Origin of the sequence: Sorangium sp. So ce367, assembly GCF_051520455.1 — a bacterium.
In the GTDB taxonomy this organism is placed as follows: Bacteria; Myxococcota_A; Polyangia; order Polyangiales; family Polyangiaceae; genus Sorangium; species Sorangium cellulosum_B.
Window position 1 is genome coordinate 5,471,390 of sequence record NZ_CP150334.1, and the last position, 14,060, is coordinate 5,485,449.

Consider the following 14,060-nt stretch of genomic DNA (forward strand, 5'->3'; position numbering starts at 1 on the left):
GCTGCGGCAGAGCATAACCGGAAGCGAGACGCCGGCCAGGCCTTCCGCCGGGGCCGCCGGCCGGATAGAACCGACGCGACGTGCCTCGATCCTCGTCCTCCGATGGCGGCGGCGCGCTCGCACAGCCGAGCGATAGCTCCGTGCTGCCCGCCGCCCTCGGCCGCTACCACGTGCAGCGCCTCCTCGGCGAGGGCGCGATGGGGCGCGTGCTGCTCGCGCACGATCCGCTGCTCGATCGCGACGTCGCGCTGAAGCACCTGCGCGACGACCTGCGCATCCCGCGCGACGTCCGCGAGCAGCTCATCGTGAGGATGCGCCACGAGGCGCGCGCCGCAGCCCGGGTGACCCACCCGAACCTCGTCACGCTCCACGACGTCGGCGAGGACCCGGACTTCGGGCTCTACCTCGTCTTCGAGTACGTCGAGGGGCCGACGCTCAAGCAGCACCTCCTCGAGCGGCCGCTCTCGGCGTCCCAGGCGGCGCGCCTCGCGTGCGAGCTCGGCGAGGCGCTCACGATCGCGCACCGGGCAGGCATCGTCCACCGCGACATCAAGCCGGAAAACATCATCCTCTCCGCGAACGGCGGCAAGATCGCCGACTTCGGCATCGCGCGGATCCCGGACTCGACGCTGACGCACCAGGGAGGGCTCATGGGGACGCCCGCGTACAGCGCGCCGGAGACGTTCCGCGTCGGGAAGTTCTCGCCCGAGAGCGATCAGTTCTCGCTCGCCGCCGTCATGTACGAGGCGATCTCGGGGAGCCGCGCGTTCCCGGGCGACGACGCTGTCTCGGTCGCCTCGAAGATCGCGAGCGACGAGCCGCCGCCGATCGCGAAGGAGCTCGGCCTCCCCCCGTCGCTCGATCAGGTGCTCGCGCGCGGGCTGTCGAAGAGACCCGAGGACAGGTACCCGAGCTGCGACGAGTTCGGCGCCGCGTTCGCGAACAGCCTCGAGTGGGCCGCCTCCAGCCAGATGCCGAGGCGGATGCTGGACAGCGCCGTCACGGCGACGCCGGCGCCGCCCGCCGAGCCAGCGGCGGTGCGCGCAGATCCGCTCGACGCCGACTTCCCTCCCCGCGAGCGGAAGGCGGGGCAGATCGCCGTGGGCGCGGCCGTGGTCGTGGCCACGGCCGCGCTGCTCCTCCACACCGCGCTGCGATCTGCAGACGCGCCCGCCGAGGAGCCCGCCGTCGGAGCAGCGCCGATCGCCTCGTCGGCCGCCACCGCGCCCCGACCGCGCCCTGCGCCGTCGACGCGGCCTGCGCGCCCGAAGCACGACCCCGCCGACACCACGGCGCGCGCGACGGTCAGCGCGGAGCCCAGCGCCGCGGAGCCCAGCGCGAGCGCGCCGGGCAGCGCCACGACCTCGCCCGTGCCGACCGCGCTCCCCGAGGACGAGCAAGGCGCGGACGCCGGAACACCGGAGACCGACGATCTCGACGTGCCAGAGACCACAGAGCCCGGCACGCAGGACGCCGGTGGTGCCGATGCTGCTGCGCGTTGAACGGGTGACATCGCGGATGCGTTGTCACGCGGAAAAAACTCCCGTAAAGGAGCCCGAGTAAGCACCGTCGCTGTCCTGCACGGCCGACGTCAAGCGCCTCGCTGGGTCCGTCGCAAGCTCCGGAGAGGCCCTGGAATTACGCCGATCGCTGCCCTAGCGACTGTCTGAATTGCTGTTCTGCCCCTTGAGATCCCCGCGATGACTACCCTGACAAACGGCGACGATCTCCATCTGTCGCTCTACCGAAAGATGTTTCAGATACGCCGCTTCGAGGAAGAAGCGGCCCGCGCGTACGCGCAGAGCAAGATCGGCGGGTTCCTTCACCTGTACATCGGTCAGGAGCCCATCGCCGTCGGCGCTTCCGCGGCGCTCCGCCCCGACGACTACGTGATGACCACCTACCGCGATCACGGGCTCGCGCTCGCCCGCGGGATGAGCTCGCGCGCCGCGATGGCCGAGCTCTACGGCAAGGTCACCGGGTGCTCGAAGGGGCTCGGCGGCTCGATGCACTTCTTCGACAAAGAGCACAACATGCTCGGCGGCTACGGCATCGTCGGCGGGCACATCCCCATCGCCGTCGGGACCGCGTTCGCGTCGAAGTACCGCGGCGAGGACCGGGTCTCGATGGTGTTCTTCGGCGAGGGCGCGGTGAGCATCGGCGACTTCCACGAAGGGATGTCGCTCGCGGCGCTGTGGAAGCTGCCGATCGTGTTCGTCTGCGAGAACAACGAGTACGCGATGGGCACGCCGCTCTCCCGGACGCTCTCGGTCGAGGACGTCTCGCTCAAGGCGCTCGCCTACGGGATGGAGCGCGATCGCTTCAACTCCGAGCACGTCCTCCAGGTGCGTGATCGCCTCGCCGAGGCCGTCGCGCGGGCGCGCACGAACTCGGAGCCGACGCTTGTCGAGATCAGGACGTACCGCTTCCGGGGCCACTCGATGAGCGATCCCGGCAAGTACCGGACGAAGGAGGAGCTCGACGAGCGCAAGAAGAAGGACGTGCTCCTTCGCTCGCGCATCGAGCTCGAGGAGAAGGGCCACAAGGCCGCCCTCGAGGCGATCGAGAAAGAGGTGGAAGACGAGATCACCGACGCGATCCGCTTCGCCGAGGAGAGCCCCGAACCCGGGCCCGAGGTGCTCGAGCCCACAACCTATGCAGGACCTTTTGCGCGATGACCGTCCTAAGATTCCGTGAGGCGGTTCGCGCCGCCATGGTCGAAGAAATGGAGCGCGACGAGCGGGTGTACCTCGTCGGCGAGGAGGTCGGGCACTACCAGGGCGCCTACAAGGTGACCGAGGGGATGCTCGACAAGTTCGGGAGCAAGCGCGTGATCGACGCGCCCATCACCGAGAGCGGGTTCACCGGCATCTCGATCGGCGCGGCGATGGTCGGGCTCCGGCCGATCGTCGAGTACATGACGTGGAACTTCTCCGCCGTGGCGTTCGACCAGATCCTCAACAACGCGGCGAAGCTCCGGCAGATGTCCGGCGGGCAGCTCAGCATCCCGCTCGTGCTGCGGGCGCCGAACGGCTCGGCGAAGCAGGTCGGCTCGCAGCACTCGCACTCCATGGAGCACTTCTACGCGCACGTCCCCGGCCTCAAGGTCCTCGCGCCCGCGATGCCGGCGGACGCCAAGGGTCTCCTGAAGTCGGCGATCCGGGACGACAACCCGGTGCTCTTCATGGAGAGCGAGACGCTCTACGGCGTGAAGGGCGAGGTGCCCGACGACCCGGATTTCATCGTGCCGATCGGGGTCGCCTCGATCGTGCGCGAGGGGACCGACGTCTCGATCATCGCGTGGAGCCGGATGGTGCACGTCGCGCTCGAGGCGGCCGCGGAGCTGGAGAAAGAGGGCATCAGCGCGGAGATCGTGGACCTGCGTTCGCTGCGCCCGCTCGACGAGGAGACGATCGTGAAGAGCGTCACGAAGACGCACCGCGCGGTCGTGGCGCACGAGGGCTGGCCGTACGGCGGCGTCGGCGCGGAGATCGCCGATCGCATCCAGCGGCTCGCGTTCGACGACCTGGACGCGCCCGTGCTGCGCGCGACGACGCTCGACGTCCCGATGCCCTACAACGCGCGGCTGGAGCAGTACGTGATCCCGCAGGCGTCGCGGATCATCGAAAATGTTCACCGCGTTCTTTACAAAAGCTGACTGAGCGGACCCACATCCCCGATCAAGGTTGATAGACCCATGGCGAAGGTTCTGGAACTTCCGAAGCTGTCCCCGACCATGGAGGAGGGGCAGATCAGTGCCTGGCACAAGAAGGAAGGCGACGCGATCGACATCGACGATCTGCTCGCAGAGGTCGAGACCGACAAGGCGACCATGGAGTACAAGTCCTTCGATCGAGGGACGTTGCTCAAGATCCTCGTGCCTGCGGGCAGCGTGGTTCAGCTCGGCCAGCCTGTCGCGATCATCGGCACCCCGGGCGAGGACGTAAGCGCCCTCGCCGGCGGGAGCGGCGGCGCTGCCGCGGCGAAGCCGAGCGCGGCGGAGGCTCAGCCCAAGGGAGAGCGCCCCGCGCCGCCGGCCGGCGGCGACGCGCCCGTGACGAGCCCGCCGCCCGCGGCGCGCGGCGAGGCGGTCTCGCCGCCCACGCAGCCGGCCGCGCCGCAGCCGTCGTCGAACGGACGCGTGAAGGCGTCGCCCTACGTGCGGAAGCTCGGCCGAGAGCGCGGGCTCGACCTCAGCAGCGTCGCCGGCAGCGGTCCGCGCGGGCGCATCGTCGCGCGCGACCTCGATGGGCTGAAGCCGGCGCCGGCCGCCGGGGCGGCCAAGGCGACCGCCCCCGGCGAGCTCGCTGCGCCGGAGGTGAGGCCGCTCAGCATGATGCGCAAGGCGATCGCCCGGCGCCTCACCGAGTCCAAGCAGACGGTCCCGCACTTCTATCTGTCGATCGACGTCGACGCCGATCCGCTGAACGCGCTTCGCGAGCAGATCAACGCGGATCTCGCGGCGACCGCCGCCGAGGGGGAGAAGCCGGCCAAGGTCAGCTTCAACGATCTCCTCGTCAAGGCGTGCGCCATCGCGCTCGTGCGCGTCCCGGAGTGCAACGCGCAGTTCACCCCGGACGCGATCCTCGTTCACCAGCGCGTCGACATCTCGGTCGCGGTCGCCGTCCCCGAGGGCCTCGTCACGCCGGTGGTGCGCGACGTCGATCGCAAGCAGGTGCTCGACATCGCGGCCGAGGTGCGCGAGCTCGCCGGGCGAGCCAAGGCGAAGAAGCTGCGGCCCGAGGAGATGGCGAACGGCACGTTCTCGATCTCGAACCTCGGCATGTACGGGATCGACAACTTCGGCGCCGTCATCAACCCGCCCGAGGGAGCGATCCTCGCCGTGGGCCAGGTCCGTCGCGAGCCCGTCGTGCGCGGCGAGCAGATCGTGCCGGGCCGCCGCCTGAGCATGACGCTCTCCTGCGATCATCGCGTCGTCGACGGCGCGGTCGGCGCGACCTTCCTCAAGGTCCTGCGCCAGCTCCTGGAGCACCCGACGCAGATCCTGATCGGCTAGCTCAGGTCGCCTCGGCGCTGCTCCCCAGGGCGTCGCCGAGGCGCGCCAGGTTCCGCGAGAAGATCTGCACGGACGGGTGCGACGGCCCGAGCGCCTTCGTGGCGATCGCCACGGCGCGCTCGATCTGCTGCCACGCGCCCGACAGATCGCCGAGCGCCTGCAAGACCCGCCCGAGGTTGTTCACGATGCTCGCCACGACCGGGTGATCCGGACCGTACGTGGCTTGCGCGATCCCGAGCGCGCGCTCCAGCTGCTCGCGCGCCCCGGGCAGCTCGCCGAGCGCTTGCAGCACGCTGCCGAGGTTGTTGCAGCCGATCGCCACCGCCGGGTGGTCCGGGCCGTAGGTCGCCTCGGCGATCTTCAGCACGCGCGCGAAGTTCGCGCGCGCGCCCTCGAGATCGCCGAGGTCGCGCAGCACGCTGCCGAGGTTGTTGATGTCGCGCGCCACGTCCGGGTGATCCGGCCCGTAGGTGTCCTCGACGATCGCGAGCGCCCGCTCGAAGTCGGCGCGCGCCCCGGCCAGGTCTCCGAGATCGCGCAGCACGCGCCCGCGGTTGTTCAGCGCGAGCGCGAAGCGCGGGTGGTAGAGGCCGTAGCTGTGCTCATCGATCTTGAGCGCCTCCTCGAACTGCTCGCGCGCTCCCTTGAGGTCGCCGAGATCGTGGAGCAGCCGACCGAGGTTCGTGCGCCCGATCGCGACCGTCGGGTGGTCCGGGCCGTAGGCGCGGATGTCGATCGCGAGCGCCCGCTCGAGGTGCACGCGCGCGCCCGCGAAGTCGCCGAGGTCGCGGAAGAGGGCGCCCAGGTTGTTGAGCCGTATCGCGACGCTCGGATCGTCGGGGCCGTACGTCGCCTCGTCGATGGCGAGGGCGCGCTCCAGGTGCTTGCGGGCGCCCGGCAGATCGCCCTGATCCATGAGCACGCTGCCGAGGTCGTTCACGTCGCGCGCGACGTCCGGGTGATCGGGGCCGAAGCTCGCGATGTCGATGGCCAGCGCGCGCTCCAGGTGCGCCCGCGCGCCGCCGAGATCGCCGAGGTCGTGGAGGACGCTGCCGAGGCTGCGCAGCACGGCCGCGACCTTCGGATCGTCGTGGCCGAACACCGCCTCGTGGAGCGCGAGCGCCCGCTCCAGGTACCCCTTCGCCTCCGCGAACGCGGCGCGCCCCTGCAGGTAGACGGCGAACCGGGCGAGGAGCCGCCCGCGCACCTCCCGCGCGACGTCGTGCGCTTCGGCCTGGCTCGCCGCGGCGAGCGCGTGCGGCAGCCATCGGGCGCAGAAGGGCCACGTCTCCACCTCGTCGCTGCTCTCCGGGAACGCGTGGTCGACGAGCCGGACCGCCGCCTCGGCCCACACCTTCCGGTCCTCGGGCGAGAGGCGATCGCGGACCACCGCCTGGACGAGCCGGTGCACGGAGAGCGCGCCTTCGTGCACGTCGATGAGCGAGTAGCGGCGGAGCGCGGCGACCGCCTCGTCGAGCATCAGCGGATCGCTCAGCGCCTCCGCGAGCGCCGCCGGCAGGTGCGGCGCGGCGTCGGCGAGGCCCTCGCGCGGGATGTCATCGGGCGCCAGGTACGCGCACAGGCTCAAGAGATCGACCGCGACGGGCGAGAAGCGCTGCGCCTCCTGGAACGCGAGGCCCCAGGTCGTGGCGATCGGCGTCGGGTAGTCCATCGGCATGCCGCGGAGCAGGAGCCCGCGCTGGTGATCACCGAAGGCGGCGTGGTAGGTCGCGATGGACGAGCCCGTCTCCTTGATGGTCGCCGCCGCCTGCACCAGCGCGAGGGGGAGATCCCCGAGCGTCTCGGCGAGCTTCTCCGCGGCGCGCGCGTCGCTCTGCCCGGCCCGATCGAGCAGGAACTTCACCGAGTCGGCGCGATCGAGCGCCGGCACGGTGAGCGGGGTGGCGATGCCGCGGAAGCTCGGGTTGCGCGAGGTGATGAGGATGTGCCCGGTGCGCGGGTGCGGGAGGTACGGGGCGACGTCCTGCGGGTCGTTCACGTTGTCGAAGATGAGGAGCCACCTGTCGTTGCGCGACAGCCACGACCGGGCCGCCTCGATCGCGATCCGCTGGTCGGCCTCGTTCTGCTCTGGCAGGTCGAGGGCCGCGGCGAGGCGCGCGAAGTCCTCGGCCGCCGTGGCCGGCTCCTCGGCGCGGATCCACCAGACGACGCTGTACTGGCTCGCGTACCGGTGCGCGTACTCGGCGACGAGCTGCGTCTTGCCGACGCCGCCGAGGCCGCTGATGGACTGCGTGAGCGCAGCGGGCCCCCCCGTGGTGAGCGTGCTCCGCAGCTCGCTCAGGAGCTGGTCGCGACCGGTGAAGCCCGGGTTCCGCGGCGGCAGCTTCTTGATGTGAGGCTCCGCGTCGGGCGAGCTCGACGGCCTTCGAGCGGTCGGCCGCTGCGTCGGCGGCTCCGTCTCGCGGACGGCGCTCCGGATCCCCTTCGCGATCTCCGTGAACGCCTCGCTCTGGTTGGGGTAGCTCGTCACGGGCCGCGCGCGGCTCGGCAGCGGCTGCAGCTCGCCGAGCAGCGTCTTCTCCCAGGCGCAGGGCCGCAGGATCACGGGGATGACCCGGCACTCGCCGGACTCGTGGCGAGCGATCGCGTCTCGCATCTCCGGAGAGAGCCACGCGTCGGTGGAGAGGAAATCCGCGCTCACGAGCAGCAGCACGACCCGCGCCTCGCGCAGCCTCGCCGCGGTCGCCTCTCGCCGCTCCCTCCCTCCGCCGAGCGCGAAGCCCTGGTAATTCCGGATGACCCCCTGCCGCTTCAGCGCGTCGAGGTGGGTCTCGATCTTGGGCCGCAGGTCCTCGTCCCTCGGTGAGTAGGAGAAGAACACATCGGCGGGGCTCGTCGCCAAGGCAACCATAGTTCCTCTCGCGGGCCTTAAAGTCTCACGACGGACCTGACGCGCAACGAGAATACGCGGTCGGAAAAGACCCAGGAAGAGACGGTAGTTGTCGCTCTCGGCGGGTACATGCGGGTCGAACCTCCATCGTCTCGTGGGGGGCTTGCCTTACCCCGACTCCGGCTCCGTCCTACCTTCGCGCTCCTCTTCCGTGCTCGGGGAGATCCGGCCGGAAGCCTGAACGATGCGGCGTGCCGCTTCCATCCATCGCCGCCGATCGTCCCGCCGCAGCTGGTTGCGGACGACGATCTTCACGAGGCGGTGGACGCTGAGCGCGTGCGGCCGCACCTCGATCAGCGAGTGCAGGCGCAGCATCGCGATGGCGTCGTCGAGCGCGAGCGGATCGTATTCGCCGAGCGACCGCCGAGGGATCGCGTCCATCGGCAGGAACGAGCACAAGCTGAGGAGCTCCGCCGCTGCCTGGTGGCTGAACACGGCCGCGAGCGAGCTCTCCCAGGCGGTCGCGACCGTCACCGGGAAGCTGACGGGGCGCTCCAGGAGCGCGGCCGGCCGCTGCCGGAACAGGGCGAGGTACTCCGCGAGCGGGCGTCCGGTCTCCTCGATGTAAGCGCCGGCCTGCGCCAGGGCGAGCGGCAGATCGCCGAGCTCCTCTGCGAGCGCGTCGGCCGACTCCGCGTCGGTCTCGCCCGTGCGCTGGAGCAGGAAGCGCACCGACTCGGCGCGCTCGATGCCGCGGACGTTCACCGTCGCGAGACCGCGCCAGATAGGGTTCTGCGACGTCGTGAGGATGTGGCCGCCGTGGGAGACGCTCGGGATGTAGGGCTCGACCTCGCTCGGGTCGCGCACGCCATCGAAGAGGAGGAGCCAGCGACCGCGGCGCCCGAGCTTGCTGCGCACCACGCCAACCGCGCGAGCGGGATCCAGCTGCTCGTGCTCGGGCAGCCTCATCTCCGCGGCGAGCGTGACGAAGGAGGCGTCCATCGTCGCCTGGCTCTGACCGTCGATCAGGAAGACGGTGTCGTAGGCGCCGGCGTTGCGGTACGCGTACTCGATCGCGAGCTTCGTCTTGCCGGTGCCGCCGAGCCCGCAGAGCGGCGCCACGCCGCGCCTGGCGAGCGCGGCGCCGATCTCGGCGAGCAGATCGTCGCGCGCGGCCAGGTTCCGGCTGGTCGACGCGGGGACGCTCCAGATCCCGGGCGGCGGTGGCACCTCTGAATGGCTCACCGGCTGGGCGCCGGCGCTCGGTGAGCTCAGGAGGGGTTTTGGGTGAGCTGCTCGACCTGCTTTCGGATGCCCTTTGCGATGTCCGTGAACGCCTCGCTCTGGTTGACCCAGCTCGTCACCGGGCGCCCGCCCCGCGGCAAGCTGCCCAGCCTGCCGAAGGGCGCGCCCTCCCAGTCGCAGGCGTCGAGGATGACGGGGATGACGCGCGCCTCACCCCGTTCGTGGCGCTCGATCGCCTTCTGCATCTCGACGTCGTAGCAGAAGTCCGACGCGAGGAAGTCCGCGCTGATGAGCAGGAGGATGACCTTCGCGGTCTCGAGGTGCTCGGCCAGCGCCGTGTCGCGCTCCTCGCCAGCGCCGATCTCGCCGTCGTGCCAGCCGCGGATGACGCCCTTCCGCTTGAGGATGGCGAGGTGCGTCTCGAGCTTGTCGCGCAGCTCGCGGTTGCTCTCCGAGTACGAGAAGAAGACCTCGATCGGGCTCGCCGGAGGCTCGGAGACGCGCTCGCGCCGCGACGCTCCGAGCGCCCCCGTCATCGTGACCGTGTCGTCGTACGCGGCCGAGTCCGGCGGGAGATCGTACGGCGCGCCGAGCGGCGACGACGAGGGCGGGAGCTCGAGATCGGGGATCGGGGGCGGAAGGATCGAGCGGCCGCGCGACGTGATCGCGCGCGGCCGGGGCGCGCACGTGCGCTCCAGGATCGCGAGCACCCGGTCGTGGCTGCCGTCGGGGGTGTCGTAAGGCAGGAGCAGGAACCCCATGTCCGCGAGCGTCTTGCGGCGGAGCGGCGTCAGGCTCGAGCCCGGGGCGATGACGAAGCGGGGCGGCGGCGAGGCGCCCGAGAGCGCGTGGATGTCCGCCAGCATCTCGTCGAAGTTCCCGTCGGCGCGCCCGAAGCCGATGAAGAGCACGGGGCACCGCGAGAGCACGGTCGTGAGCGACTTGCGCACGTCGGGCGGCGCGATCGACGCGAGGAAGCGCTCGCGCGCGAACACCCAGCTGTGCGGCTCCTTCAGCGTGCCGTGCAGCTTGAGGATGAACCGCCGCCGCCACGCGACCTCGTCGGTGACGCGCCACATGGTGTCCCACTCGAAGCCGAAGGCGCGCTCGAGCAGGTGGTTCAGGTTCGTGGTGAGCACGGCGCGCAGCTTGTCTCGCAGCGCGGCGATCGCGATCGCGATCCGCGGCGGCTCGAGCCCCTCGTCGTCGAGCGCATCCTCGACGAACGCGTTGAACTCCGCTGGGCCGAGCGCCTGCTCCGCCGCGCCCAGCGCCTCGCTGTAGCGCTGCGATCGCGCGAGGGACGCGACCTCGGCGATCGCGACCTCGTCGCTGGTCTGCTCGCGCACCCTCTCGACGAGCAGGTCCACGAGCTGACGCCACGTCGGCAGCCCGGCCGCGGCCGAGATGCCTCCCCCCACGAAGAGCACGAGCTCTCCGCTCTCGAGCGCCTCATGCAGCGCTTCGATCACCGCGGCATCGACCTCCGCGCTCACCGTGTTCGCGTTGTCCATAAGGGTTGACATCGAGCCCCTCGAGTCTATCGCTCCTCGGCGCGCAGCGCACTTTTGCGGCGCGTCGCGCGGTTCGCCTTCGTCGCGCGACGCGCGACGCGCGACGCGCCGCAAAAGTGCGCCGCAAAAGTGCGCCGCGCGGCGCAGGGTCGAACGCTCGACCAGGCGGCCCGCTGGGGTCATCACGTCCGAGACGACCGACCGTCGCATCGAGCGAAGTCGGAAGAGGCGGAAACAGTCCGCGAGGCTGGAGCATGCTACGTCTCCGACATGCGTCCGGCGGCCCTCTTCACGCTGGCCACGGTGGCCTCGCTCGTCGCGTTCTCCCTGGCCGGCGTGGCCGCTCCACCCCCCCGCGCGCGGCGCGCCCCGCGCCTCCCGGCGCGGGCGGAGGCCGCGCTCTCGGCGGCCGCCGCGGGGCAGCCCGCGCGCTCGCCCGCGAGCGTCGTCGCGCTGCGCGCGCCCGGTCCGCCTGCCGTCCTCGTGCGCGCGGGGAGCTTCATGATGGGATCGAGCGAGGTCGAGATCGCGCACGCGGTGACGCTCTGCAAGCTCGAGCCGGCCGGTGAGCTGTGCGTCGACGAGACCGAGGCGAGCTTCGCGAACGAGCTCGTGCCCCACGAGGTGTACCTGTCGGATTTCTGGATCGACCGAACCGAGGTGACCGTCGCGAGCTACCGCCGGTGCGTCTCCGCCGGCGTCTGCGCCGAACCTCCGTATGCCTCCGGCGGGCAGCGGTTCGATCGGCCCGAGGTTCCGGTGGTGCTCGTCTCGTGGAGCGACGCGCAGCGCTACTGCGTCTGGGCCGGCGGTCGCCTGCCGACCGAGGCCGAATGGGAGCGGGCGGCGCGGGGCGTGGCCGGGCGCCGCTACCCCTGGGGCCATGTCTACAACCCATTCCACGCGAACCACGGGAGGCTGTCGTTCGACGAGCTCGACGACGGCGACGGCTTCCTCGAGCTCGCGCCCGTCGGATCGCTCGTGGCCGGCCGCACGCCCGACGGCATCGACGACCTCGCCGGCAACGTCGAGGAGTGGGTCGCTGACTACTACCATCCCGAGTATCCAAGCGGCAGCGCGAAGAACCCGCGGGGGCCCGACATGGGGGAGGAGCGCGTGCTGCGCGGCGGCAGCTACATCCTGGGTCGGCCCTGGCTGCGTGGCGCCGCGCGGGGGCACGACTCGCCGACCAGCCGCCGCGCGTGGCGCGGCTTCCGCTGCGCGCGCGACGCCTGAGCCGCGGCGGGCGACGCTCGAGCCGAGGCGCGCTCCGAGGAGCGCGGCGGTTGGCCGCTGCGCTGGCCGAGGCGCGCGGCGGTTGGCCGCCGCGCCGGAAGAGCCCATACTGCGCCCGTGAGGATCGCGCATCTCTCTGACCTGCACCTCCTCTCCCTCGAGGGGGCCATCCCGTTCCGGCTCCTGAACAAGCGTCTCACGGGCTACCTCAACCTCCGCTTCCGGCGCCACGCCATCCACAAGCCGCACGCGGTGCACGCAGCGGCGCGGGAGATACGGCGGCTCGGCGTGGACCACGTCGTCATCACCGGCGATGTCTCGAACCTCGCGCTCGAACGAGAGTTCGTCCTGGTCCGCGACTTCTTGCAGAGCGGTCTCGGTCTTCCGCCCGAGCGGGTGAGCATCGTCCCGGGGAACCACGACGCGTACACGAAGGGCGCGCACCGCTCGCAGCGCTTCTCTCAGTACTTCGCGCCGTACCTGCGCTCCGACCTCGTCCTCGACGCGCCTGGGAAGAGCGACGACGGTGAGGCCACCCGCGATGGCGGAGGCTCGGCGTTCCCCTTCGTGCACCTGCGCGGGCCCGTCGCGATCATCGGCCTCTCGACCGCCTGGCCGCGTCCCCCGCTGGTGGCATCGGGGCGGCTCGGCCCGGTCCAGCTGCGCGCGCTCGAGCGAGCGCTAGCGCACCCGGAGGTGCGGCGGCGAACGCCGGTCGTGCTTCAGCACCACCCCTTCCATAACCCGGCGAGCCGGGCGAAGACGTTGCTGGAAGGCCTGGGTGATGCCGCGGCAGAGGGGCGGCTGCTGCGGCAGGTGCGCCGCGGCTTGCTGCTGCACGGGCACCTGCACCGGCGCATTCACCGCAAGCTGCACACCGAGCGGGGTCACATCGACGCCGTGGGCGCCACCAGCGCTTCGCTCCTTCACGACAGCGACGAACGGATGGCCGGGTTCAATGTCTACGAGATCGACGACGCGGGGACGATCGGGGGCATCACGTCGCACCGCTTCGTCCCGGGTCAAGACGCGTTCCGCGAGGTCCCGGTCCCCGAGCGATGAGCTCGGCGCTCGGCCGAGCGCCCCACCGGAGCCGCGCGCAATCCATCCGCCGCACGCAGGACCGTCCAGGCGGGCGCGCGATGTTCGGGGCTCGGCAATGCCGTGACTCGAGCGCAGCGGGGGCGCAGCGCGGGCAGTCCGGTGGGGCTCTGGTCAGGAGGAAAGTCAGGCGGTGGCGCGGATCACGTTGACCGCCTGCAGACCTTTGGGACCTTCTTTGATCTCAAATTCAACGGTCTCGTCCTCGAACAGACGGCGGCGCCCCTCCCCGTTGATCTGCGAATAGTGAACGAAGACGTCGGGGCCAGTCTCTTGCTTGATGAAGCCCCAACCCTTCTCGTCGTTGAACCACTTAACCTTGCCAACTGCCATATTTCCTCCACTTCAGAGCTCGTCGATACCCGAGGCGCGCAAGCTGGCAGTCGGGAGGTGACCACGGCTGCGGTCCCTGATTCCGATGCGGGCTTGGCTGCATGCAGCAAACCCCCCTCGTAGACAGATCCAGCTTGCGCAGGGCGGCTGCCCAGCCGCTGGTTGATGTGCATGCGCGGCGACTTCGACGATTCTCCCCGGTCCGAGCGGGCGCCAACGTAAACGGCTCGATGCGCCAAGGTCAAGCAGCGATGATGGTTCGGCGAGCGCTTGCGCGAGGCAGTACCGCTTCACCGGCAGTCTCCGGTTGCAGCAGCCGCCGATGAGAATTTCGCGCCGTACAGCGGATCCTGACGGCGAGTACACGATCACGCGCGGTGTCGGCGCGCCGTGGGGTGCGAAGCAGAATTCGCGCAGCCGTCAAGATTTGCGCTCTTATCGAAGAACCTTGTCCTTCGGCCCGCGCAGGGCGTGTCGTGGTCCGTGAGGGCTTCGGCATGTCACGCAACGAGCCTCGCACGTCGGGCAGCGTGCTCCTGGCCTCCGCCGCAATGGCGCGGCGACTCGGGCGCGCTCCTCGTGCTGCGCGCGTCGTGGGAGCGAGCGACGCAGCGCGCTCCGGGCGCTTTCCGAGCGCAGGCCAGGCGCTTGCGGAGCTTTTGCCGAGGACATCGATCGAGCGTCGCAGCGGAGCAGGCGACCTGCTCGAAGGACATCACGCACCCGGCGGCACCGGCTCAGCCTGTTCGCCGACGTTCCCCTG

General features: G+C 70.8%; 10 protein-coding genes. 6 read left to right on the forward strand and 4 right to left on the reverse strand.

What is annotated here, in order from left to right; translation table 11 throughout:
- Positions 1 to 80: 80 nt before the first annotated feature.
- The 4 genes from WME97_RS20865 to WME97_RS20880 all read left to right on the forward strand — a co-directional run bounded on the left by WME97_RS20865 (position 81) and on the right by WME97_RS20880 (position 5,017).
- Positions 81 to 1,502, forward strand: coding sequence for a protein kinase domain-containing protein (locus WME97_RS20865; RefSeq protein ID WP_437554257.1), 1,422 nt, complete (start codon positions 81 to 83; stop codon positions 1,500 to 1,502).
- 198 nt (positions 1,503 to 1,700) lie between these two features.
- Entirely contained in the window at positions 1,701 to 2,678 is a 978-nt protein-coding gene (gene pdhA, locus WME97_RS20870; RefSeq protein ID WP_437554259.1) for a pyruvate dehydrogenase (acetyl-transferring) E1 component subunit alpha, read from the forward strand.
- Positions 2,675 to 3,658, forward strand: a complete 984-nt coding sequence (locus tag WME97_RS20875; protein ID WP_437554261.1) for a pyruvate dehydrogenase complex E1 component subunit beta — start codon at positions 2,675 to 2,677, stop codon at positions 3,656 to 3,658. Before pdhA ends, WME97_RS20875 begins: the two co-directional genes overlap by 4 nt.
- 39 nt (positions 3,659 to 3,697) lie before the next feature.
- Entirely contained in the window at positions 3,698 to 5,017 is a 1,320-nt protein-coding gene (locus WME97_RS20880; RefSeq protein WP_437554262.1) for a pyruvate dehydrogenase complex dihydrolipoamide acetyltransferase, read from the forward strand.
- Position 5,018: 1 nt separating this feature from the next.
- On the opposite strand, the gene fxsT is transcribed toward WME97_RS20880, so the two are convergent.
- The 3 genes from fxsT to WME97_RS20895 form a co-directional block, all read right to left on the reverse strand.
- Positions 5,019 to 7,889, reverse strand: a complete 2,871-nt coding sequence (gene fxsT / locus WME97_RS20885) for an FxSxx-COOH system tetratricopeptide repeat protein (protein ID WP_437554264.1) — start codon at positions 7,887 to 7,889, stop codon at positions 5,019 to 5,021.
- 147 nt (positions 7,890 to 8,036) lie between these two features.
- Entirely contained in the window at positions 8,037 to 9,113 is a 1,077-nt protein-coding gene (locus tag WME97_RS20890; protein WP_437554266.1) for an ATP/GTP-binding protein, read from the reverse strand.
- 26 nt (positions 9,114 to 9,139) lie between these two features.
- The gene (locus WME97_RS20895) at positions 9,140 to 10,639 is read right to left on the reverse strand and encodes an SIR2 family protein (protein ID WP_437554268.1); all 1,500 of its coding nucleotides are present in this window, start codon (positions 10,637 to 10,639) and stop codon (positions 9,140 to 9,142) included.
- 258 nt (positions 10,640 to 10,897) lie between these two features.
- Here WME97_RS20895 and WME97_RS20900 point away from each other — a divergent pair, with 258 nt between their 5' ends.
- Both WME97_RS20900 and WME97_RS20905 read left to right on the forward strand, forming a co-directional pair.
- Positions 10,898 to 11,863 (forward strand): formylglycine-generating enzyme family protein, encoded by a 966-nt coding sequence (locus WME97_RS20900; RefSeq protein WP_437554270.1) that lies wholly within the window; start codon positions 10,898 to 10,900, stop codon positions 11,861 to 11,863.
- A 117-nt stretch (positions 11,864 to 11,980) separates the two neighbouring features.
- Complete coding sequence (locus tag WME97_RS20905; protein WP_437554272.1) at positions 11,981 to 12,925, forward strand: metallophosphoesterase family protein; 945 nt, start codon at positions 11,981 to 11,983, stop codon at positions 12,923 to 12,925.
- Positions 12,926 to 13,090: 165 nt separating this feature from the next.
- Here WME97_RS20905 and WME97_RS20910 read toward each other — a convergent pair whose 3' ends face one another.
- Positions 13,091 to 13,297 carry a cold-shock protein gene (locus tag WME97_RS20910; RefSeq protein ID WP_012236438.1) on the reverse strand — a complete coding sequence of 69 codons (207 nt, stop codon included), beginning with the start codon at positions 13,295 to 13,297 and terminating at the stop codon, positions 13,091 to 13,093.
- Positions 13,298 to 14,060: the final 763 nt, after the last annotated feature.

Coding starts and splice junctions, on each gene's coding strand:
- pdhA (WP_437554259.1), top strand. CDS start 1,701: ATGACTACCCTGACAAACGGCGACGATCTCCATCTGTCGCTCTACCGA.
- WME97_RS20875 (WP_437554261.1), top strand. CDS start 2,675: ATGACCGTCCTAAGATTCCGTGAGGCGGTTCGCGCCGCCATGGTCGAA.
- WME97_RS20880 (WP_437554262.1), top strand. CDS start 3,698: ATGGCGAAGGTTCTGGAACTTCCGAAGCTGTCCCCGACCATGGAGGAG.
- fxsT (WP_437554264.1), bottom strand. CDS start 7,889: ATGGTTGCCTTGGCGACGAGCCCCGCCGATGTGTTCTTCTCCTACTCA.
- WME97_RS20895 (WP_437554268.1), bottom strand. CDS start 10,639: ATGTCAACCCTTATGGACAACGCGAACACGGTGAGCGCGGAGGTCGAT.
- WME97_RS20900 (WP_437554270.1), top strand. CDS start 10,898: ATGCGTCCGGCGGCCCTCTTCACGCTGGCCACGGTGGCCTCGCTCGTC.
- WME97_RS20910 (WP_012236438.1), bottom strand. CDS start 13,297: ATGGCAGTTGGCAAGGTTAAGTGGTTCAACGACGAGAAGGGTTGGGGC.